This is a genomic window from Natranaerofaba carboxydovora (assembly GCF_022539405.1).
In the GTDB taxonomy this organism is placed as follows: domain Bacteria; phylum Bacillota; class Natranaerobiia; order Natranaerobiales; family Natranaerofabaceae; genus Natranaerofaba; species Natranaerofaba carboxydovora.
This window is the reverse complement of the sequence record NZ_CP054394.1, coordinates 698,994-720,155: the sequence shown is the minus strand read 5'-3', so window position 1 is coordinate 720,155 and position 21,162 is coordinate 698,994. Positions and strand designations below refer to the sequence as shown.

Sequence of the window (21,162 nt, the reverse complement as noted above, 5' to 3'; positions counted from 1 at the left end):
CCTTTTTTATTAATCTTAATTCTGTTTATTCTCACAATCTGACACTACAGTTTCCTCTGATACATCTGAGACAGCAGTTCCCTCATTATAATTTTTAACCACTTCTTCATCTATGTAATCACTATCCTCTTGTATCTGCTCTACTACTTCCTCATCAATATCAGGGAAGTTATCCTCTGGATAATTGAAGTTTTTACCGTGTTTTTTTGCATATTTTTTCAAATTATTAAGCCAAAAACCACCTCTAAAGTGTTGAGGTTCGTGAGATATAATAAATGCATTAGGATCAAAGGCTAATACATAATTATATAAATCATGCTGATCCTTCCTAGATGTAAGTACCTCCATGACAAGTCTCTTACCGGCTCCTCCTTTTGCTACCCAGGAGGTAACCCCAAAACCTTCTTTTCTTAAGTATTGAGGAAAGTTACAATTGTAATATTTGCTTATCACCTTGACCGTAGCATATCCTAGAGCAAGCTTACTTTCTATTTTTGCTCCAACTATTATACCTAAAGCAAAACCAATAGCATAAGCTGCTAAATTTTGAATCTCTCCAAGATTATCCATGACAAGACCTAAGCCAAGAACAAACATCAAAACCTCAAAGGCACTGACTGCTGCTGCAGGGTAAGTTTGTCCTTTTAGAGTTAGCATTGTACGAACTGTTAATAAAGAAACATAAGTAACATTAATTAATAAAATAACTAAGGGCATTATCAATAACAAAACTTCCTTTCTAGTAAATATCAGAAAGAGTATACCACATTGATACACTATAAAGGAAGTTTTTTTTCACCTGAATCAATTTTTTTTGATACTTTCAACCCAGTTCAAGCCCGCTTCAGGGTTAGAACCCAAATGAACGTGCAAATAGCTTGCTAAGATATTTTCTTTTGAATATCCTTCCTTTCTTGTCCCGAATCTACCGCTTAATTCATAAGCCCAGGGAAAAGATTCTTCATCCTTCGCCACCATCTCAGAATAACGAAATTCATGCCCTCTTACCGCCTCATCTTTATTTAAAAAGAAATTATTTACCTTTGATTTCCCTTCCCTATATCCAAGGGCTTTAAGTTTATCTTTCATTTGAATTTTGGCAGGAACAAGACCTACAAGTTCGTAGCTGTCTCCTTCTATATTCTCTAACTCTTCACATAAATACATTAAGCCACCACACTCTGCTAGAATTGGTGCTCCACTTTCTGCTAATTGTCTCACGCTATCAATGAAATTTTTGTTTTCGCTTAACTCTTTTGTGAATAATTCAGGAAACCCACCGCCTATATATAAACTTTTTGTGTTTTCAGGTAACTTTTCATCCCTCAAAGGAGAAACATAAACCAGGTTAAGTCCCTGTTTTTCTAACCATTCCAAATTTTCCTGGTAATAAAAACTAAAAGCTTTATCATAGGCAACAGTTACAACATTTTTTTTGTCATTTGCAATACTTGGATTATTTTTATCTGTATTACCTGATCCTCTTTTAACAAAAAAATTAGGTTGAATCTGCTCCCACTCTGGCGCACTATAGGCTAGTTTAACGAGCTTTTCTGAATCTAAGTATTTATTCGAGATATTTGACAGAGAGTCCATAAAAGTATTTATCTCTTTACTTTCATTTTGCTCAAGGAAAGGTACTAGTCCCAAATGTCTTTCTGGAAGTACTAAATTTTCTTCTCTAGGGAAATAACCAATTATCCCGATAGGCAAATCAGTAGAAGATAACGCTTCTTTTAAGTAGGTAAAATGTCTGTCACTACCTACTTTGTTAAAAATAACGCCTTTTAAATCCACATCTGGGTCAAAATGATAAAAGCCATGCAAAAGTGCAGCCACACTTCTTGCCTGGCTTTTAGCGTCTACTACCAAAATGACAGGGGCATTTAGCTCTTTTGCAATCTGGGCTGTACTACCCCTGTCGTCCTTGCCACTATAACCGTCAAATAAACCCATAACTCCTTCTATTACCGAAATATCTGCTTTCTCTGATCCTTCCTGAAAAAACTCTTTAACCATGTATTTTGAAGTCATCCATGAATCTAAGTTTCTTCCTGGATTTGATGTTATCCCTTGATAATAGCTAGTATCAATATAGTCAGGCCCAACTTTAAAACCCTGAACATTATATCCTTCATCCACTAAACGTTTCATAACAGCCAGAGTTACTGTTGTTTTACCACTTCCGCTTTGTGGTGCTGCAATTACAAGTCTAGGACGTTTACTCATTTTATTACCCCTTCTCTCTAAATATAATATTTTATTCTATTGATTCCTTAATCTTTTCTGCTTCTCTTTCCCATGCTGCTGCTATCTCTTCCATCTTCTTGGCTTCTTCCCCTTTTAACACAGCATCAGCACCTTCATGTGTAGGTATAGCATCTGATTCTTCAACAATTTCCTTCAAAGCATGAGGTGCATCTATCAGCGGACAGGGCCTATACAGATTTTCACTAAAAGGCTGTCTTTTTTGATAAGCGCTAAATATCGGTGACTGTAGTATCTCTTTTAAAGATTTGCCTTCTATAGTATCTTTATAGAAGTGCACAAAGGCACACGGTTCTACATGGCCACTTGCTGTGATATGGAAATAACGCCTTGCTCCGGCTATACAACCACCAGTTATATGCCCATCATTCCAAAAATCAGCAATCTGTATTGGTTTCTCATTTCTAATCTGGTTAACCCTATCAACAAGCTTTCTTCTCTGCTCTGGAGTAATCATCCTTGAAAAATCAGGATCACTTCCAATTGGTATATAGTGGAACGACCAGCCATATACTGCACCTTTTTCTATCATTGTATCAACAAATTTATCAGAAAAAACTTCTTCACAGTTCTGTCTTGTCACAGTCACGCTAAAGCCAAAAGGAACTCCAACTTCCTTCAAGTTATCCATTGCAATCATTATTTTATCATAAGTACCTTTCCCTCTTCTATTGTCCGTTGTTTCCCTGTCGCCTTCTATACTAATTGCGGGACTAATATTTTTTACTTCCTTCATCTTTTTAGCAATATCTTTATCAATTATTGTACCATTTGTATATAACATAAATGCTACATCATTATGTTTTTCACATAACTCAAACAAGTGCGGCCATAAGAAAGGCTCTCCTCCTGACATAGCTACGAAATACATCCCAAGTTCTTTTCCTTCTGTTATCAGTCTATCTACATCTTCGAAGCTTAAAGAATTATGGTCTTCATACTTGCCCGCCCAGCATCCTTCACAGTTCAAATTACATTTACTAGTGGGGTCAATCAAAAAGGCAAATGGCACAGAATAACCAAGTTTTTCTGATAACTGCATCTGCTTAGGTACCCCAATAAAAGTTGCATTGATAAAAAAGTTCATGGCAAGAACTTTTGCCACTTCCATATCTATATTATTAAAAATCCTCTCTACATACTCTTTAATTGCGGGATTATTATTGAATGCTACTTTAACACCTTTAATTTGCTGTCGATGCCTTGGAGCAAGGGGAGCTTTAGTCAGCAAGTCAAAAATTTTATCAAGATTGTTCACAGGATCTTTTTCTAGATAATTAAGTGCCTGATTAAAAATCTTTTCTCCTAAAAAGCGCTTTGCTCCTTCTGAGTTTAGCATCATTATCCTCTCCCTTCAAATTAAAGTTTAATATTAAACTTTATCTTATTAATATATAAATAAATGAACTATTATGAATTTTTGCTTCATATTACCATAATATACATAAAAGTGTCAATATAGCCCTTTTCCTGCATAACGGGACACATGTTGATTTTGACACCTTTTAAAGAAATATGATAATCTACTATATATAACCTAATCGAGGTGATAAAGTAATGATAGTAGCTGGTATTGACATTGGATCTTTGTCAACAGAGGCAGTAATTTTAAAAGACAGTGAAATAGTTGACTACAATATCACTACCACAGGAGCGAACAGCAAAAACACTGCCAAAAAAGTATACGATGATATTCTAGATAAGACAAGCACCAGTCCTTCAGAAGTCAAGTATATTGTAGCTACCGGCTATGGTAGGATAAGTGCGCCCTTTGCTAACAAGCAGGTAACCGAAATAACCTGTCACGCTCTTGGCATCAATTATTTAAACCCACGAATAAAAACTGTAATAGATATCGGAGGGCAAGACAGTAAAGCAATAAAATTAGACGAACAGGGAAATGTTGAAGATTTTGTAATGAATGACAAATGCGCGGCAGGTACTGGAAGATTCTTAGAAGTAATGGCAGAAGCTTTAGAGGTTAGCATCGATGATTTTTCCCATACAGCCGAGAGAGTAAAGAAAAGTATACCTATAAGTAATATGTGTGCTGTATTTGCCGAATCTGAAGTCGTATCATTAATAGCAGAAGGAAATGACAAAGGTGAAATAATCAGAGGGTTAGCCGAAGCAATTGGTGATAGAACAGAAGGTTTTGCACATAGAATTAACTTAGAAAAACCAATTGCTATGACAGGTGGTGTTGCCAAAAACAAAGGGATTGTTAAAGTTTTAGAAGAAAGATTTAATAGTTCAATTTTTATCCCTGAAGAACCCCAATTAGTCGGTGCTCTAGGAGCAGCTATTAAAGCTAATAAGCTCGCCAAAAAAACTCTTAACCAGGAGTGGTAATAAAGTTATGAAAAAAAATAATAATCTAATAGGATGGTTTTGTACATATGTACCGGAGGAGCTGATACATGCAGCCGGGTTCACTCCTCATAGAATCCTTCCTTATAATGAAGGTAGTAGAAAGGATAAATACCTTCCTCCTAATTTTTGCCCTTATGTAAGAAATATTATTGAAAAAATAGAGCAAGACAAAAATTCTTTTGAAGGTTTAATTGTTGCTAACTCCTGTAATGCAATGCTTCATTTATACAATGTGGTCAAGGAAAATTTTGATCTGCCCGTACATCTTTTACATGTACCCCGGCTAAATACAAAAGCAGCATGCGAATACTTTGCTTTTCAAATTAAAAATCTAAAAATATTCCTAGAAAATATAAATGGTAATGTTACAACTGAAAGCTTAGCAGAAACTATTAAATTGTATCATAAAACAGCAGAGATCTTAAAAAATAACTGGCCGCATCTAAACCTCGCTTTTCCACTAAAAATAGCTTCAGATTATTCAACAGATGTTTTTGACTTTTTTGATGACCTATATTATTCAGATAGGTGTGGCTTTAACTCCAGGTTAGAAAATACAAATTTTTCAGCATTATCTGCAGAAAAAGTAGAAGATGAAAATGATAAATATAAAAATGAAGATAGCAACGACTATATTTTATTAGAGGGAGCCCTTCCATCCAAAAGTCTTTTAAACATGATAAGTAATGAAATAGAAGAAGAAATTATTATGGATAACTGTCTAAGTAACAGGTATTTAGTTAGCCAGAGGACAAGCAATTTGACAGACATTTATAATACAGCCCAAAATTTAGATGATTTGCTCTATTATTTAGCTTCCATTTATCTAAATAAACCATCCTGTCCCAGAATATTTTCTTCTAGTAATGAAAGGACAGAAATATTTAGTTCATTGCTAAATAATTATAATATAAAAGCTGTTATTTATCACAAATTAAGCTTTTGTGATTTTAGCAATTACGAATATCTCAGATTAAAAAACCTAATTCAACATACTTACAATAATAAAATACCTATCTTAAAAATCAACACCGAGTTAGAAGAACAAGAATCCGGTCAGTTTAAGACTAGATTAGATGCCTTTTTGGAAATGATTGAGTAAAAATTCATTTAAATAGATTAGCAACAGGAGGTATTTAAGCTTAATGGATCCCATTAAACATTTTAAAAATAAATTAGGCGAAAATCTTAGTAGAAAATTACTATCTTCCCCTAGAACATATGAGCTAGCTAATTTTTTCTTTGTTAAACACGGGGAATTTCCTTTTAAAGGAATACAAGAGGTTACTAATATGATGCTAGATCTAACTGCATCTGCATATCGTCAAGAAAAAAGAGTCGCTTTCACCTCTGCGTTTTTTCCTGACGAATTAATACATGCTTTTGATTTTGTGCCTTTTTCGCCAGAAGTTGCAGCTGCTACAGCAACTTCACTGGATATATCTCCTTCATTACTAAAAAAAGCAGAGCAGGAAGAAATATCTCCTGATGGTTGTTCATTTCACCGTGTAGCGGCAACAGGAGCCTTTGAAGATTATTTCCCTATTCCAGATGTTTTCCTGGCAAGTTCTCACCTATGTGACGGAGCCCCACAATTATTTCGCTATCTTGCAGAAATATATGACAAACCTTATTATATTTTGGATGTTCCTGTTACAAGTGATAAAAAAGCAAAAGAATATGTTGCATCGCAACTAAAAGAAATAACCCAGGAAATTGAAAAAATCACCGGTAATAATTTAATCGAAGAAAGCCTCGAAGAAAAAATTCATATTTCTAACAAAGCAAGAAAGGCACAGCTAGAATTCTATGAGGCACGCAAAAATCCTACCAAATATCTATCTGGCGAAAATGCAATTACTTTGGTACTACTGCATTTTTTGGGACAAGGCCATCCAAAAACTCCTGAAGTCTTTAGGACCTTAACCAGGGAATTAATTGCTCCAGCCAAAGACGAAAACTATCAAATTACAAGAAATAATGTAGACGAAGAACTAAATGGTTCTCTAAAAATTATTTGGTCACATTTAAGACCTTTTTACAAAAATAACTTGTTTGAAATTCTTGAAGAATTAAATGCTAAAGTTGTATTTGAAGAGATGAATTATGTTTACTGGCCAGAGTTAGACCCTGGAAAACCTTATTTGAGCCTGGCAGAAAAGGTTTTATCAAATCCCATGGTTGGCCCTATTGAAAAACGAGCTGACTCCTTAAAACAAATGGTCGAGGATTATAACTCTGATGGTATAATCCACTTTTCCCACTGGGGGTGTCATCCAACCATTGGAGCTGTTTATAACTTGAAAAAAATATTACAGAAAGATAATATCCCATTCTTATCTATAGACAGCGACTGTGTTGATAAAGGTAAATTTTCTGAAGGTCAGCTGCGTACAAGGCTAGAAAGCTTCATTGAAATGGTTTGAACGAGGAGATGGTTTAAGCAAGTTTTCTTGCAAAGATTAAGTACCCGGTATGACCAATCATCGTATCCTCCGGGCGGATTCTATCCGAATTATCCTTGTACTTTCGAATCATAATTTCTGTCACTTCAACAAGATAGAATTTATCTTTGTCCAAACCTTTTAGAGTATCTTCTATTTGGTTTGTTGTTGGTACAAATATGCCTAAATGCCCAGAAGGTTTTAGAACTTTGTAGACTTGATCTAATACATTCCAGGGTTCTCTTACATCCAGAAAAAAAGCATCAAATTCAACATCTATTTCGCTAGCCTCTACAAGAGAAGTATTTATAACTTCAACATTATCAAATACCCTGGCACCAGCTAAGTTCTTAGAGATTATTTTTTTAAAATCTTCTCTTCTTTCAAAAGTAATTACTTTGCCATCATTACCAACAGCTCTAGAGAAAATATTTGTTAAAGCAGCAGAACCTGTCCCAGCTTCACCTACAATTTTTCCTGGAAAAATATCTAGCTTTATAAGTATGTATCCTGCATCTTTAGGATAAATTATTTGAGTTTTCCTTGTTAGTTTTTTCATAATATAATCCTGAAGGTCACAATCAAGAATTATATATTCCCTGCCATTCAAGACGAAAGAACTGCCTTTTTCCATACTTCTAAGTTCTTCACAGTTCATATTACCTGTAGGAAGTTGTACGAATTCGTTATTAAGATCAAATATCTTTGTAAACTTTTTTCTATCTGTAATCATTACTTTTTCTTTTAGTCCACCTTTGAATTCTTCCATTATTTACACACACTCCTTCTTTTTGCTAGATCAATTAAAAGGCTGCACAATTATGCAGCCCTATATTTCACATAATCCATTATACCTTTATATTCTTCCTATTTCTACAGTAACTTTTTCATTATTAATAAAATTAAATAGATGAAAAAAAATAAATAATAATTTAAAATAAAAGTATAGTCAAAAAATAGTCATTAGATTAAAATATTTATTGATAGGAGGCTTTTTAAATTGGGATATATTTACGGACCTGTACACTCTAGAAGGCTTGGATTATCCTTAGGAGTAAATGTAACACCAAATAGAGTGTGTAGCTTTGATTGCGTTTACTGTGAAGAGGCCGTGCCAACAAGAACGTTAACCCTAGAAAGAAGAGAATACGCACCAACAAAAGACGTTATAGACGAAATAAAAAGTACTGCTACAAATGATTTAGATTATATAACTTTTTCAGGAGAAGGAGAACCAACTTTACATAGCGAACTAGGCACGATCATAGATAAAATCAAAAGTGCTTTAAATATTCGGGTAGCAGTTCTAACGAACTCAACTCTACTGCACCGTGATGATGTTATATCAGATTTAAAAAAAGCTGATCTTATTGTTCCATCATTAGATGCAATCTTTGAAGATAGCTATAAAAAAATTAATAGGCCACCTGAAGATTTATCATTAGATTCTTTGTTAAAAGGATTTGAGAAATTATGCTGTGAGTATAAGGGAAGCATTTGGGTAGAGATTCTTCTTGTCAAAGGTATCAACGACTCAGATGAAGAAGTCAAGGAGATGGCAAGGTTTGTTAATAAACTTTCTGTTGATGGAATTCAACTTAATACAGTTAGTAGAAGCACTACAGTTCCGGGAACTGGTCCTGTTTCTATGAAAAAATTAAAAGAATTCAAAGGTTATTTTGAACATCCTGTGGATATTTTTGATTAAGATAATTTTACTATAAGTAATAATTAATTTAATTTACAGAGGGAGGACTAGTGAAAATGATGCCCATTGAGTTGAAAGTTTCTTCAAATAAGCATGTAGAATTAATCGATATTACATCTTCAATCAATAGTTTAACCAGAGAATACAATTTGAAGGAGGGCATACTAAATCTTTTTGTACCACATACTACAGCAGGAATTACAGTTAATGAGAGCTGTGATCCTGATGTAGGTACAGATCTCGAGAATGCCTTAAAAACAATGGTCCCTAATATTACTTTCAAACATGGTGAAGGTAATAGCTCTGCCCACCTTCTATCTAGCTTAATAGGTTGTCATGCTATTATCCCTGTGACAAATGGTAAATTAGACCTGGGGACCTGGCAGGGAATATTTTTTTGTGAGTTCGATGGCCCAAGGTCAAGAAAACTTAAAATCTATTGGCAGGAAGCTAAGTAGTTTTATTTTAAAATTTCGATATTGCTTCTTTCTTTTAATTCTTCAATATAATCTTCAAAGTATTCCTGCTTTTTTTCTTGTTTTATCATTTCTTCTAGTTCTGGCTTTATTGCCTCAAATGATTCAAGCTGACTTATACCTTCTTGTTCAGATTGAATCATCTCCTGTTTTATATCATGTTTTTCTATTTTTTCTTCATATCTTTCTTTTAATTCTTCTTCAGTTACTTCAATATCATCCATATCTATTACTTCTTCCATCAGAAGCATAAATAACATTTGATTTGTAATTTCCTTTCTTAATTCACTTTCGGTCATATCATAAAGTTCTAGACTTTTTTGAAGTCCTTCCTTACCTCCTAATTCTCCTTTTATCGAATCAAACTCTTCTTCTAAATCTTTATCCCCAACCCCTACACCTTTTCTTTCAGCTTCCTGGACTAAGATTTTTTCTACAACCAAATCATCAATTATTTCTTCTTCAATTTTGGTTTCCATCTCGTTTATCTCTGCACCCTGATCATTATAAAATTTTTCAATTCGTTGATATCTTTGATTATACTCTTCTTTTGTTATCTTCTCACCATTTATTTCTGCAATCACTTCATCATTGTCCCCACCGCAGCCAATGAAAAAAAGTAACAAAAAGACAATCAGAAAAAAGCTGAAGACATATCTTTTCACCAATAAAAAGCCTCCCTAGTCACTAGATTACTAATATTGTAACCCACTAAATATAACTAATCAAATAAAAAATAGGGGTCTTTATTAACCCCTATTATTGTTACAACAATTTTATTTATATATTTTTTATTTTTTATCTTCTAATTCTTTCATTTCTTTCATCATATCAGCATCCATACCATCGCCTTCTTTTTGTTCCATCATTTGCTTCTGCATTTCCATTTGCATTTCCATCTGTTCAATTTGCTGATCGTATACTTCTTTTAGCTCTTCTTCTGTCACTTCAACTTCATCTCTAAAACTTTCTATAAAGGCACTTACTTTTGAATCTTCAGAAACCATACTTTCTAATTCTTCTTTTGATAAGCCTTCTTCTTCTAAAGCTTCGTTAAATTGTTCTTCTGATTCAAACTGGGCTTCGATTTCTCCCATTTGCTCCTGGATGAATTCTTCATCGGGCTCAAAACCTTCTTCTAGAGCTTTTTGAAATAATATTTCTCTAGATATCATACTTTCAATTACATCTTGTCTCATTTGTTCTCTTTGCTCATCTGTAACTTCCATACCCTGCATTTCCTGCATCATAGCTTGTTGATCAAGCTCGTTACTAATATCAGACTCAGATATTTCCTCACCATTTACTACAGCAGCTACATCTTCATCTAATCCCTCGGTTTCTATCTCCATATCTTCTCGCCATTCTTCAAGCTTAGGTTCAATTACTTCACCTATTTTTTGCATTGTAACATCTTCTTTTAAATCATCTTTAACTTCTTCAAATTCAGGTATCTCCATATCATCTTGTTGCATTTCTTTTGAACTTTCTTCTTTTTCTTTTTCTTTCTCCTCTCCCTCTCCGTTGCCACAACCGATAAAAGTAACTGACAGAGCCATGACCAAAGCCAAAATCAAAATTTTAATTTTCATTAATCTAAAACCTCCGTAATTTTAATAAAGTTGAAATTCATATAAAAAATTTATATTTAAACAAGGAAATATTGCCAAGTAGATCTATAAGCCGGGTTCTGTATCATGTAACCTATCAGGTCACATGATGGTAGTCATCTATCTAGGATGTCAGTTGCCTGACACCTCTAGCGGCCAACCCGGAAGGTCGGCGGGCCACGTCATACCTTCCCTATTTGGCCTTGCTCCGGGTGGGGTTTACCGAGCCAGCCAGTTACCTGGCTGCTGGTGCGCTCTTACCGCACCGTTGCACCCTTACCGAAGAACTAAAAGCTCTTCGGCGGTATAGTTTCTGTAGCACTAGCCTGGGGTCACCCCCACTGGGCGTTACCCAGCACCCTGCCCTACGGAGCCCGGACTTTCCTCGAGTACAGCTTTTTGCTGTACTCGCAACTACCCGATCTACTTGGCAATATTTAATATTCTGCCACTCAGGCATATTGTAGTTTATCACATTAATTTTTTTATGTCAAAAATGTTAATTCAATTATTAATTTAATGACTTATAAATCTAAATCTACCAAAATTCGACCGCAATTGCTACATTTTTTAATCCCTTCAACATGAAGTTCGCTTAACACCGACGTTGGCAGTGCAATATTACATCCTGCACACATATCATGCATAACTTGGACCACAGCACTATCTGGATATTTTTCGAATAAAAGTTCATATTCCTCAAGGATTTTTTCATCTAACTTATAAACTATTTTTTCCTTTTTATATTTTAATTCCGACAAAATATTCTCCTGTTGTTTAATCTGCTCCTCTAGTTGTTTTTTATTATCCGAAATCTGTTTGTTGATAATTTTTATATTCTCGACCTTTTTTTCTAATTCTTCTTTGTTCTCGCTTAGTTCCTCTGTTAGATCATAAAACCTATGGGCAATTTCATCTTCTTTTTTTTCATATTGGTCCGCCTTTTTCCTCATTTTTTCCAATTGATCTACATCATTTATTTCACCCGAGTATATTTCGTTCTCTAATTTTCTTTTTTCTTGAAAATAACTTTCACTTTCTAACTCACACTTCTTTAATTCTTTTTCTTTTGCCTCAATTGTTTCCTCTAACAACTGCTTATCGTTTTCTAGTTTATCTTTTTGTGACTCTAATTCCTTTAATCCTTTTGCTTCCTTCTTTTCTGCTAACTGCTTGCTAACGTCAGTAATTTTTTTATCAATTTCTTGTAATTGATAAATAAGATTGTTTCTTTCCATATACTACCTCCTATAGAATAATATAAGGTAGAGGTTTACCTCTACCTTTGTGCGGCCTAACTATATTCAAAAGGATCTTTTTGATTTTTACTTAAAACAAATTCTGTTTTATATTCAGATGAAAATGCATTTTCCAAATATTTTTTCAAAAGTTCTAAAACTGGCCTTTCTGTAGCATAGTGTCCGGCATCAATGATGAAAAAATCCCTTTCAAAAGCATCAAGGGCACCATGATATTTTATATCACCTGTCAAATAAGCATCAGCTCCAGATGCAATAGCTTTTGAAATTAAGCTTTCGCCACTTCCTCCACACACAGCCACTTTTTTAATTTTATCCGGTTTTCTCCCAACCAATCTTATATTATCTATGTTTAACTTTTCTTTTAGTTGTTTAACGAATTCTTCTCCGGAAATTTCCTTCTCTAATTCACCTATTAAACCTAAACCATACACTTTCTCGTTATTTTTCAAAGAGTAAAGATCATAAGCAACCTCTTCGTAAGGATGAGCTTTTTTCATATTTTCTATCACACAATTTAGGGAAGTTTTATCTACAATGGTTTCAAGCTTTGTTTCTTTAACCTCTGTAGTTTCACCTTCTTGGCCTATATAGGGGGAGGTCCTTGCTTGAGGTCTAAAAGTTCCTTCTCCTTCGGTTTTGAAAGAGGTATGACTGTATTCACCTATCCAACCTGCACCAGCAGAAAAAATAGCTTCTTTTAATTTATCTTCATACTCCTGAGGCACATAAACAATCAACTTGTAGTAGTCTTCTTCATATGTAGGATACATAACCTTTGTGTGTTTCAAACTAAGTTTATCAGCTAGCATTTCGTTCACTCCTATTTTTGGAGCTACGTCAAGATTAGTATGAGCACTATAAATACTTATATCATTTTTTATTGCCCGGGCAATAAGCTCGCCTAAACCATAGTCCTTATTAATACTATTCACTGGTTCAAATAAAAAAGGGTGATGTGATATTATCATGTCTACTTCTTTTTCTATAGCTTCTGTTAATACCGCTTTGGTTACATCCAATGTTAGTAAGCATCTTCTCACTTCTTCATTCAACGAGCCCACTTGTAAACCATTATTATCGCTTTTGACAGCATATTTTAATGGGGCTTTTTCTTCAATTTTTTTCGTCATTTGCCAACCTTTTAAGTACAAGTTCCTTCACCTCTTCGAGCACTTTATATTCTCTTTTAGCTCTCATTAGCTTCTCGTTTATTATTTTATTTTCTTTATTAGCCATTTCCAAATTTGAGATCATTTTGTTTTTCTTGTAAATAGTATAATCTATGTACTCGACTACTTCTTTTGTAGGATTTTTCAGTAAGCACGGGCCAAGTTCTAATATCACTTCGTCATCTAAACCTTCTACATTGTCTATATTTTCTATATAACATTGATCATCTTTGCCTGGAATTGTATATATTAAAGTATAAAATTTTCTTCTTTCTTTTACCATTTTCTCGTCTTTTATTTGATAATTAACACTAAATAAATATTTTCTTACTTCTTTCAAATCATCCATAGGTTGCAGTAATAATTCTACTCTATTATCATGCCATAAATCTTTTCTTTGCTCTAATATTTCAGCCGTAGTTTTTCCCCCGAGACCAGCTATAACTATTATATCGGGAGCTTCAGCTTTTTTAATTACTTGTAATCCATCTCCAAGCCTTATTTCTATTTTATCTTGATACCCATATCTTTCAACAGTCTGTTGGGCTTGTTTGATTGGTTGTTTGGCAATATCTGTTGCTATTACTTTTTTGGATTTAGCAGTTCTAATTAATTCTACTGGTAAGTATGCATGATCTGTTCCTACATCGACAATCAGCTCACAGCCCGGTGGAATCATGTCAGCTACCTGTTTAATTCTTTTTGGTATTCTCATAGTATTTTAAATCACCTTTGTCATTTAATCTTTTCATTAAAACAAATAAAAATTCCTGCATCAAATCAAAAATTATAAAAAAATAAAAAACACCTCTGAAAGGTGTTATTATTTGTATTAAATGGTGGGCGAAACAGGACTTGAACCTGTGACCCCCTGCTTGTAAGGCAGGTGCTCTCCCAGCTGAGCTATTCGCCCACTTAATGGTGACCCCTAGGGGATTCGAACCCCTGTCTTCGGCGTGAAAGGCCGATGTCTTAAACCACTTGACCAAGGGTTAGAATATTACACCTGTTTACAAAACCACTTTCTTTTTGCCTCAACATGTCCTCAGTATAAGGTAGTCGAAACTAAAAGTCAAGTGGTCTTGACATAATAGTCTTATCGGGTCGTAAATTAACAATCTTTTGTATTACCAACAGATAAACACCTTTTAACAAAAAATCGAAATAATTGTGTTCAACTTTGCTTATATATTTATATATAATGAGACTTCTTTCGTAAATTTTTTACTCATCATCATAATCTAAAAGTCTATCCCATTATACCATTCCTCAAATTTTTCTACCATTAAGTTCTTGATACTTTCTAGGTCACCTTCAAATTTATATGGGTCTGGTAATTCTCCAATAAGCTCATTATAGTAAGACTTATTTCTATTTACACCAACAAGCAAAACAAATCCCTTATCTTCTCTAGTTCTTATTAAACGACCGAATTGCTGGCGAAGGGTGAAAATCGCTTTTCTTAGAGAAAGTTCCCTAAATGCATCTTGCCCCTTACATTCTAGTTGTTCTGCCTTATCTTTATAATAGGGGGAATAAGGATATGGAAAGTCTAACTTTTCTATTATTAAACAACTTAAGGCATACCCCTTAATATCAACACCTGCAAAAAGACTCCTTGATCCAAATAAAACTCCCCCTCTCTGTTTTTTAAATTCTTTAACCTTTTTTTCTCTACTTGTCCTCGCATCATAGACACGTATCCCCTTTTGTTCCAGGGTATCCTTGACTTTGTCTATAACTATCCCCATTCTCTCTAAACTTAAAAATAATACCATAGTTCTTCCGTTAATTATCTCTGATGTTTCAATTATCGTATTAGCCATAAAATCTAAAAATTCTTCAGAATTATAATCAAGTGTTGGTACATTTGTTGGAATTGCTAAAACAGAATTATTATGATAATCAAAAACTGGATCAATAGGAGGCAAAGTTTTAATTTTTTCTTCACCTAGATTATCAAACCCTAGGGCTTTAATTATTTCTTCATAACTACCATTTCTAACAAGTGTAGCTGAAGTCACCATAGAACCCGATGTATTTTTGATTACATTTTCATAAAAATTATCGTCAATATTCAAAGGAGCATGACAAATTTGCCATTTGTAATACTGTTTCTCTTTATTATTAACTTTTTGCTTTTCATCTTTTTTATTAGGATGCATTTCAAAATAACTACAAAAACCACTTGATGGGTTAGTTGACTTGTTTAGAATTCCTGCCCATTTGCGACATTTTTTAATATATTCGAGTGTCATTACATATAAATCTTGTGTCTCAAATTCACTTTTAATTTTTAAAATTTGATTGCTCACATTTTCAATTTCATCAGCTATCCTAAGTAAAGTTTGCCTACATGAATTAATTAGCTTAATAAATTCATCATCTAAAATCTTGTCTCTAAATGTATATTTATCATCATAATCACTTTTATTTCCTTTCTTAGCTAATTCATTACCTTTTTTTCTAATTTCGTCTAACTCGTCATCTATTCCGTAAATAATATTATAACAAGAATCAATTTCAATACCTTCAAGATTATTATTAGATATATAATATTGAAGCAATATAAGTAATGCTTTATTACCTTGAGTTAACCTATTTTTAAGAAATTTCAAATCACTGGACGATACTCTTTCTGTAAAACTATTTAATGACTGCTCTTCTAAATTATGAGCCTCATCAATTATGACTTTATCTATATTAGTATAGCCTGGCCAATTTAAAAGCAGGGAATGATTAATCGTACATAGGTGAGATTCTTCCAAGTCATTCAACTTTCTTTTATGGAAGCATTCCTGATTATAATTACAGTTGCTTTTATAGCAATCTTCACTTTTACATCTAATGGCATTAAACAACTCTTCTTTATGTTCTTTAAAATATTCATTATTCTTTGCAAACCAATATGAAGTTTCACCATCGAGATCTCCCGAAGCTGCCCTTTTACTCCAGTTACGTAAATATAATTTAGTTAATCTCTCGCTTAAATTTTTAGATGTTTTCTGTATCTCTTTATTAATTTTTTCTTTACAAGCATAGTTTTCTATTCCTTTTAAATCGGTTATCTTAAGATTGTCAAATCCCAACAATCTAGCAATTTTAGGAATCTCTTCGTGTACTTGTTGTTGTAAATTTTTTGTATTAGTGCTTATAAAAACTTTTTCATCCTTGTCATAAGCCCATATAGTAGCAACTAATAAATATGATAAGGTTTTACCAATTCCTGTGGGAGCTTCTACAAAAAAGACTTGTTCGTTTTCAAATGCTTCAGTCATTGTGCGTGCAATTTCATACTGCTCATTTCGAAACTCATAATTTGGAAATTCTTTTTCCCAAAGCTCCTCATCTCTCATAATTTCTTCTAGATCATCTAAAGAGTAAAAAATGTCATTGCCTATAAATAAATCTTCCGAGATGTCTTCGCTTTCTTCAAAAATATTATCAATATCTACTTTATTATTTTTATAATCATATAATATATCATCTAAATAAGGTAGCCACGGCCAATCTGAGAAATCCATATAGTCCAAAGAATCTTCTAGTAGATCTATATCTGTTGAAATTAAATCATCTAGGAGTTTTTCAACAAGTATCCTAGTATCATATGCATCTTCTAGTGCACGATGTTTTTCATCTCTTGTTTCTTGTAGATAATTTTTAATCAAGTAATCAATATTGTGATGTGAAAAATGAGGCTTAAATATACAAAATAATTCTAGACTGTCTAAAAATTTGTTGTAAATAGGAAAATTTAAAGCTTCTTCTAAAAAAGATTTTTCAAATTTTGCATTATGGCATACAATTGGTAAATCTTCAATAAAGTCATAAAATTCATCTTCTATTTCATTAAATAAATAACCCTTTTGTATATCATTTTCTGTAAGTCCCTCACAAAGATCGTAAATATGAAGCGGTATATGTTCTTTTTCAGGTTTTATAATTCGATGAAATTTTTCTACTTTCTCACTAGTAACCTTTATTGCTCCAATCTCAATAATTTCATCTTTTTTACTATCTAAGCCAGTTGTTTCTATATCAAGATATATTAAATCTGACAACAACTTTCTCACCCTTATGTGTTTTTTTATAAACTCCATCAAAGTAGAATTCTTATTTCTCTAATCTGCTTTAATATACATTCTCATATAAATCTGTTACTTGAGCAAATGCATAATCTAATAATTCTTTGATTTCATTAAAATTTATTTTCCTACGTTCCACTCCATCATTTTTTTTTGGTTAATAACTTTTTCAGGAGCTTTTTGGAGAAATCCATTTTTATTAATTATTTCGTTAATAGTTTATATATCCTTTTTAGTTTTTAAATTGTTTTTCTAAAGCTTTGCATTTATTTAGTGGGTATAAGTGAGTTATAAACTTTTTAAGAGCTTTGTAGAATTCTATTACTTCTTTATTTTTTTTAGAATGAACAAAGTTATACTATTTTCGGAAAAAGCGTAATATTCCTGATTTTTGGCTTTCCAATTAATACAATCATTCCTTAGAAGTTTAAGATTTTCATTATTTGGTAATTGTTGAGATAAAGCCTCGTAAACACTTTCCAATGAAGGTTTTAATAAGTTTGAATTTTTATTGTAACACTTCTCGTTCTAATTATCCTGGATTTCTGCAAAATCATACTTAGAATTCATACTACTTGACAATAGCTCGAAATTATTAATTCCCTTCTAGCTTTAAAAATATAGTTGCTCCTTTAACTGGTTCTCAAGTGATTTTTAAAATTATTACAGTTCCCTAATAACTTCGTTTAATTTTCTTAAATCTAACACATAACTACAAGTAGCGTTACCACGATTATCCTTTATCGAATATACTTTATTACTATTCTTCTGCTTAAGCCTCGGTTCAAATTCAACTAATTTTCTCCCTTCCGGACTATTAATGTCGATCCATTTAGGGTCGCGTTGATTATACCAATGAATATTTAGGTTATGCCGTTCACTCTCAATCCATGAATAGTCTACTTCCCAAACACCTTGTAGTGGTTTTACTGAATATGTATAAGTTATACTATTAAACTCAGTTTCCATTTTCACAGCAACCCAATGCACCCAGAAATAGATTTCAAGTTAGTATAATTATTTCCATAAGAACCATAATTAAATGCGTCCTTTAAATTAAAAGTCACTGCATAAGTTGGGTCATCTATTCCATAATATTTTTTTGCTCTAAAAATAGGTGTGTTTTGACATTTTAAATCAGCTAAGATGGTATAATCAACCTTATTTTGTTCAAGATCTGGTACAGTAGGGTCTGTAACCTTTTGTGGGTTCATCCTAACTTTAAGCTCTTTCCCATATTTTTTTACAAATACTTTTTCTTTCTCGTTACCTTTATCATGCCAAATTGATTTCTCTTGGAGCTTTTCATTTTCACCCGTAACTTCATTATCTTCTAAATCATACAGTTTATAACCCATTGGTTCACCTCGCAATATTAAATTTCTTAACTCAGTTCAATTCGATGAACTAATTCAACAAATTTGGAAGTAATCCTTTTAAATCAAAAAAAAACTTCTTCAATAGCCAACAAAGTCCGTTCTATTCAAGATAGGTGTTAATAAATTCTTTGAAACCCTTTTCCCCTAAGTTTCCATATTTATCTCTCCATTCTTCTTCTAAATCCTTTTTCTTTTTCTCTACTAACTCAAAGAAGGTATAATCTTTGACTTCATAAGATAGTTTATCAATTATTTCAAAAAGCTCTGAATAGAAGTTTTCTTTCCCACTTATTAAATTCCAAAACTCTTTACCAATATAAGCTCTGTCATCAAAATCTTCTAAGTATTTTTTAATTTGACCTGAGATAGCCGAATTTTTTCCGTATGTCATACCTAAAATAGCTTTTACATTATCATTTTTTTGCTCAATTTTTTCAATCATTCTATTTAAAGCTTTAACCATTTGAACATTCATAGTATTTGGCCCAGATTTCAATTGTATATAATAGTCAATATCATCATACGACTTTTTAATATCAAATTTTTCTCCTTGATCTTCTACATTCTCATTTTCAGGTATCTTTTTAGCCCCTGAAAATACACATATTTTTTCTAAACAAATTCCCCAACTCGTAACCACCGATCTCGTAATTCGTTGATGTATGTAAAATTCTATCACTTCTTCAGCTTTAGAAAAAGCTAATGCTTTAATTAAAAAAATATTTATGTCTAAATCATTCAAATCTAATTCATTGATTTTTTCATAGCTTTTATTTAGAAAATCTTTTATTATATATTCGGTAAACAAAACCTCAACCGTTTTTTTAAAATCTAACTCGTTGATTTTTTCAAAAATATTTATTGCTATTTCTTCTTTAATTCCTAATTCTATTAACTCTTCCTTTGTAATAGTGCTAAAATCTTCAAAGGTTTCTCTCAAAGTGGTAACCTTATTAAAAGTGTGCTTTCCTACACCTTTAATTCCTTCTTTTATAACTTCCCCTAAAAAGTCTACCTCAATGTCTCTCATGTGCTTCCCTCCTTAAATATTAACCATTAATAGAAGCAACAATCACTACTCATTTTACCTTCCACAAAAAGACTTAATTCGATTTAAATAGTGCAAGTTGTTCAAACCCATTAGCAGAATCACTAATATTATCTAAGTTCTTATTTCCAAACATTTCCTTTTCTTTTTGCACTTTTTTATAAAATTCAGGTATGAATTCAAAATCTGAACAGTTCTTGTACCTCGAGTATGGTATACTATTGTTTTTTTCTCTTTCAGGATTATAATCCCCTTTATAAAAGTCTAGTATAGTCTTTCCTGCCACATATCCCATACCAATAGGGACAGCATTTCCTATTTGTTTATACTGTTCTCTTATATGTCCAGCAAACTCCCAATTGTCAGGAAATTGTTGCAGCCTGCGATATTCTTCTATAGCTAATGGTCTTAATTTTTCAGGATGCACTAACATGGTAGCCGGCATTGTTGGACTAGTAACAAGGGTAGGAGCAGGCTTATCATAAGATATTCTTCTATAAAATCCCGTCTTTCCTCCACCTAGCTTAAAAGACTTCCCCATGGCTTTTTCTTTAATATCATTAGGCAAATCCTTCCAGTTTTGCCCTTCTGTTAGTAAGTTTAAATACTTTTTATGTTTATCAGCAAGTTCTAAATAATTCAGATCTTCTTCTTTTAAGTCTTTTGTAACTTGTCCAAAAGTTGTCCAAGGTTGTCCAAGTATACCATCTTCAGAATGGGTTGGACTAGGTAATGGTATTCTTTTCTCGCCTAAATTACCAAACATTATGATTCGCTCTCTTTTTTGTGGAACACCATAATTTGCACTATTAAAAAGCGAAAAACTTATCGTATAACCATATTTCTTTAATTCATTGTAAAGAAAATACACAATACCACCTTTTATTTTTAAAATATCCTTGTATTCATCTATGTACTCTTCTGGTAGTGTATATATTTTGGTAGAAAGTAATCCTCTAACATTTTCCATAATAAAAAACTTAGGTTTTATCTCTTTAATAATTCTTAAAAAATTTAATATAACATTACCTCTAATATCACTAAACCCTCTTCTTTCTCCAGCAGTACTAAACGCTTGACACGGTGGGCCACCTGCTATAAGAAAGACTTCATCTTTTTTCAATCTTCCTTCATTAAGAATTTCATCCGAAGTAATATTATATATATCATCATTTATAACAGGAATATTTGTATTCTTATTGATTGTTTCACAAGCTACTTTATCCACTTCAATACAAACTTTTATATCAAACCCAGCTTGCTCTAAACCTATATCTAAGCCCATTGCACCTGAAAAAAGAGATATTGTATTATAATTATCCATGAAAACTCCTCCAGTA

General features: G+C 32.7%; 19 protein-coding genes, 1 tRNA gene and 1 other RNA gene. 5 read left to right on the top strand and 16 right to left on the bottom strand.

What is annotated here, in order from left to right; genetic code table 11:
• Positions 1–15: 15 nt before the first annotated feature.
• From ACONDI_RS03440 to ACONDI_RS03430, 3 genes are all read right to left on the bottom strand, one after another.
• Entirely contained in the window at positions 16–717 is a 702-nt protein-coding gene (locus ACONDI_RS03440) for a DUF2179 domain-containing protein (RefSeq protein ID WP_241080923.1), read from the bottom strand.
• A gap of 87 nt (positions 718–804) precedes the next feature.
• Complete coding sequence (locus tag ACONDI_RS03435) at positions 805–2,229, bottom strand: cobyrinic acid a,c-diamide synthase CobB (protein ID WP_241080081.1); 1,425 nt, start codon at positions 2,227–2,229, stop codon at positions 805–807.
• A gap of 31 nt (positions 2,230–2,260) precedes the next feature.
• Entirely contained in the window at positions 2,261–3,607 is a 1,347-nt protein-coding gene (locus tag ACONDI_RS03430; protein WP_241080080.1) for a radical SAM protein, read from the bottom strand.
• A gap of 218 nt (positions 3,608–3,825) precedes the next feature.
• Between ACONDI_RS03430 and ACONDI_RS03425 the strand changes: the two genes are divergently transcribed.
• From ACONDI_RS03425 to ACONDI_RS03415, 3 genes are read left to right on the top strand one after another with little or no spacing between them, the layout of a single operon-like run.
• Positions 3,826–4,620, top strand: a complete 795-nt coding sequence (locus ACONDI_RS03425; RefSeq protein ID WP_241080079.1) for an acyl-CoA dehydratase activase — start codon at positions 3,826–3,828, stop codon at positions 4,618–4,620.
• A gap of 7 nt (positions 4,621–4,627) precedes the next feature.
• Positions 4,628–5,743, top strand: coding sequence for a 2-hydroxyacyl-CoA dehydratase subunit D (locus tag ACONDI_RS03420; protein ID WP_241080078.1), 1,116 nt, complete (start codon positions 4,628–4,630; stop codon positions 5,741–5,743).
• 43 nt (positions 5,744–5,786) lie between these two features.
• Positions 5,787–7,067 carry a 2-hydroxyacyl-CoA dehydratase subunit D gene (locus tag ACONDI_RS03415; protein WP_241080077.1) on the top strand — a complete coding sequence of 427 codons (1,281 nt, stop codon included), beginning with the start codon at positions 5,787–5,789 and terminating at the stop codon, positions 7,065–7,067.
• Between the two features lie 13 nt (positions 7,068–7,080).
• Here ACONDI_RS03415 and ACONDI_RS03410 read toward each other — a convergent pair whose 3' ends face one another.
• Positions 7,081–7,854, bottom strand: coding sequence for a tRNA (adenine-N1)-methyltransferase (locus ACONDI_RS03410; RefSeq protein ID WP_241080076.1), 774 nt, complete (start codon positions 7,852–7,854; stop codon positions 7,081–7,083).
• 231 nt (positions 7,855–8,085) lie between these two features.
• Here ACONDI_RS03410 and ACONDI_RS03405 point away from each other — a divergent pair, with 231 nt between their 5' ends.
• Positions 8,086–8,793 (top strand): radical SAM protein, encoded by a 708-nt coding sequence (locus tag ACONDI_RS03405; RefSeq protein ID WP_241080075.1) that lies wholly within the window; start codon positions 8,086–8,088, stop codon positions 8,791–8,793.
• A 56-nt stretch (positions 8,794–8,849) separates the two neighbouring features.
• Positions 8,850–9,251 (top strand): secondary thiamine-phosphate synthase enzyme YjbQ, encoded by a 402-nt coding sequence (locus tag ACONDI_RS03400; protein WP_241080074.1) that lies wholly within the window; start codon positions 8,850–8,852, stop codon positions 9,249–9,251.
• Between the two features lie 2 nt (positions 9,252–9,253).
• On the opposite strand, the gene ACONDI_RS03395 is transcribed toward ACONDI_RS03400, so the two are convergent.
• The 12 genes from ACONDI_RS03395 to ACONDI_RS03340 all read right to left on the bottom strand — a co-directional run bounded on the left by ACONDI_RS03395 (position 9,254) and on the right by ACONDI_RS03340 (position 21,146).
• Positions 9,254–9,934, bottom strand: a complete 681-nt coding sequence (locus ACONDI_RS03395; RefSeq protein WP_241080922.1) for a SurA N-terminal domain-containing protein — start codon at positions 9,932–9,934, stop codon at positions 9,254–9,256.
• A 126-nt stretch (positions 9,935–10,060) separates the two neighbouring features.
• Positions 10,061–10,861: a SurA N-terminal domain-containing protein gene (locus ACONDI_RS03390; protein WP_241080073.1), complete on the bottom strand. Its 801-nt coding sequence runs from the start codon at positions 10,859–10,861 to the stop codon at positions 10,061–10,063.
• A gap of 71 nt (positions 10,862–10,932) precedes the next feature.
• Positions 10,933–11,309: RNase P RNA component class A (gene rnpB / locus ACONDI_RS03385), an RNA gene on the bottom strand.
• A 94-nt stretch (positions 11,310–11,403) separates the two neighbouring features.
• Positions 11,404–12,117, bottom strand: coding sequence for a zinc ribbon domain-containing protein (locus tag ACONDI_RS03380; RefSeq protein WP_241080072.1), 714 nt, complete (start codon positions 12,115–12,117; stop codon positions 11,404–11,406).
• A 56-nt stretch (positions 12,118–12,173) separates the two neighbouring features.
• The gene (locus tag ACONDI_RS03375) at positions 12,174–13,271 is read right to left on the bottom strand and encodes a Nif3-like dinuclear metal center hexameric protein (RefSeq protein ID WP_241080071.1); all 1,098 of its coding nucleotides are present in this window, start codon (positions 13,269–13,271) and stop codon (positions 12,174–12,176) included.
• Positions 13,255–14,025: a tRNA (adenine(22)-N(1))-methyltransferase gene (locus ACONDI_RS03370; RefSeq protein WP_241080070.1), complete on the bottom strand. Its 771-nt coding sequence runs from the start codon at positions 14,023–14,025 to the stop codon at positions 13,255–13,257. The genes ACONDI_RS03375 and ACONDI_RS03370 overlap by 17 nt, the downstream gene beginning before the upstream one ends.
• Positions 14,026–14,147: 122 nt before the next feature.
• A tRNA-Val gene (locus tag ACONDI_RS03365) sits at positions 14,148–14,223 on the bottom strand.
• 328 nt (positions 14,224–14,551) lie between these two features.
• A complete protein-coding gene (locus ACONDI_RS03360) occupies positions 14,552–17,410 on the bottom strand; it encodes a helicase C-terminal domain-containing protein (RefSeq protein ID WP_241080069.1) in 2,859 nt (952 codons plus the stop codon).
• A 648-nt stretch (positions 17,411–18,058) separates the two neighbouring features.
• Complete coding sequence (locus tag ACONDI_RS03355; protein WP_241080068.1) at positions 18,059–18,364, bottom strand: hypothetical protein; 306 nt, start codon at positions 18,362–18,364, stop codon at positions 18,059–18,061.
• Between the two features lie 2 nt (positions 18,365–18,366).
• Positions 18,367–18,753: a hypothetical protein gene (locus tag ACONDI_RS03350; protein WP_241080067.1), complete on the bottom strand. Its 387-nt coding sequence runs from the start codon at positions 18,751–18,753 to the stop codon at positions 18,367–18,369.
• Positions 18,754–18,874: 121 nt separating this feature from the next.
• Complete coding sequence (locus tag ACONDI_RS03345; protein WP_241080066.1) at positions 18,875–19,804, bottom strand: PmeII family type II restriction endonuclease; 930 nt, start codon at positions 19,802–19,804, stop codon at positions 18,875–18,877.
• A 73-nt stretch (positions 19,805–19,877) separates the two neighbouring features.
• Positions 19,878–21,146, bottom strand: a complete 1,269-nt coding sequence (locus ACONDI_RS03340; RefSeq protein ID WP_241080065.1) for a DNA cytosine methyltransferase — start codon at positions 21,144–21,146, stop codon at positions 19,878–19,880.
• Positions 21,147–21,162 lie beyond the last annotated feature (16 nt).

What these genes read in the sequence shown, in the direction of transcription:
- ACONDI_RS03430 (WP_241080080.1), bottom strand. Translation starts at nt 3,607, where the DNA reads ATGCTAAACTCAGAAGGAGCAAAGCGCTTTTTAGGAGAAAAGATTTTT.
- ACONDI_RS03440 (WP_241080923.1), bottom strand. Translation starts at nt 717, where the DNA reads ATGCCCTTAGTTATTTTATTAATTAATGTTACTTATGTTTCTTTATTA.
- ACONDI_RS03410 (WP_241080076.1), bottom strand. Translation starts at nt 7,854, where the DNA reads ATGGAAGAATTCAAAGGTGGACTAAAAGAAAAAGTAATGATTACAGAT.
- ACONDI_RS03350 (WP_241080067.1), bottom strand. Translation starts at nt 18,753, where the DNA reads ATGGGTTATAAACTGTATGATTTAGAAGATAATGAAGTTACGGGTGAA.
- ACONDI_RS03375 (WP_241080071.1), bottom strand. Translation starts at nt 13,271, where the DNA reads ATGACGAAAAAAATTGAAGAAAAAGCCCCATTAAAATATGCTGTCAAA.
- ACONDI_RS03400 (WP_241080074.1), top strand. Translation starts at nt 8,850, where the DNA reads ATGATGCCCATTGAGTTGAAAGTTTCTTCAAATAAGCATGTAGAATTA.
- ACONDI_RS03435 (WP_241080081.1), bottom strand. Translation starts at nt 2,229, where the DNA reads ATGAGTAAACGTCCTAGACTTGTAATTGCAGCACCACAAAGCGGAAGT.
- ACONDI_RS03380 (WP_241080072.1), bottom strand. Translation starts at nt 12,117, where the DNA reads ATGGAAAGAAACAATCTTATTTATCAATTACAAGAAATTGATAAAAAA.
- ACONDI_RS03340 (WP_241080065.1), bottom strand. Translation starts at nt 21,146, where the DNA reads ATGGATAATTATAATACAATATCTCTTTTTTCAGGTGCAATGGGCTTA.
- ACONDI_RS03345 (WP_241080066.1), bottom strand. Translation starts at nt 19,804, where the DNA reads ATGAGAGACATTGAGGTAGACTTTTTAGGGGAAGTTATAAAAGAAGGA.
- ACONDI_RS03415 (WP_241080077.1), top strand. Translation starts at nt 5,787, where the DNA reads ATGGATCCCATTAAACATTTTAAAAATAAATTAGGCGAAAATCTTAGT.
- ACONDI_RS03360 (WP_241080069.1), bottom strand. Translation starts at nt 17,410, where the DNA reads ATGGAGTTTATAAAAAAACACATAAGGGTGAGAAAGTTGTTGTCAGAT.
- ACONDI_RS03420 (WP_241080078.1), top strand. Translation starts at nt 4,628, where the DNA reads ATGAAAAAAAATAATAATCTAATAGGATGGTTTTGTACATATGTACCG.
- ACONDI_RS03390 (WP_241080073.1), bottom strand. Translation starts at nt 10,861, where the DNA reads ATGAAAATTAAAATTTTGATTTTGGCTTTGGTCATGGCTCTGTCAGTT.
- ACONDI_RS03370 (WP_241080070.1), bottom strand. Translation starts at nt 14,025, where the DNA reads ATGAGAATACCAAAAAGAATTAAACAGGTAGCTGACATGATTCCACCG.
- ACONDI_RS03425 (WP_241080079.1), top strand. Translation starts at nt 3,826, where the DNA reads ATGATAGTAGCTGGTATTGACATTGGATCTTTGTCAACAGAGGCAGTA.
- ACONDI_RS03355 (WP_241080068.1), bottom strand. Translation starts at nt 18,364, where the DNA reads ATGGAAACTGAGTTTAATAGTATAACTTATACATATTCAGTAAAACCA.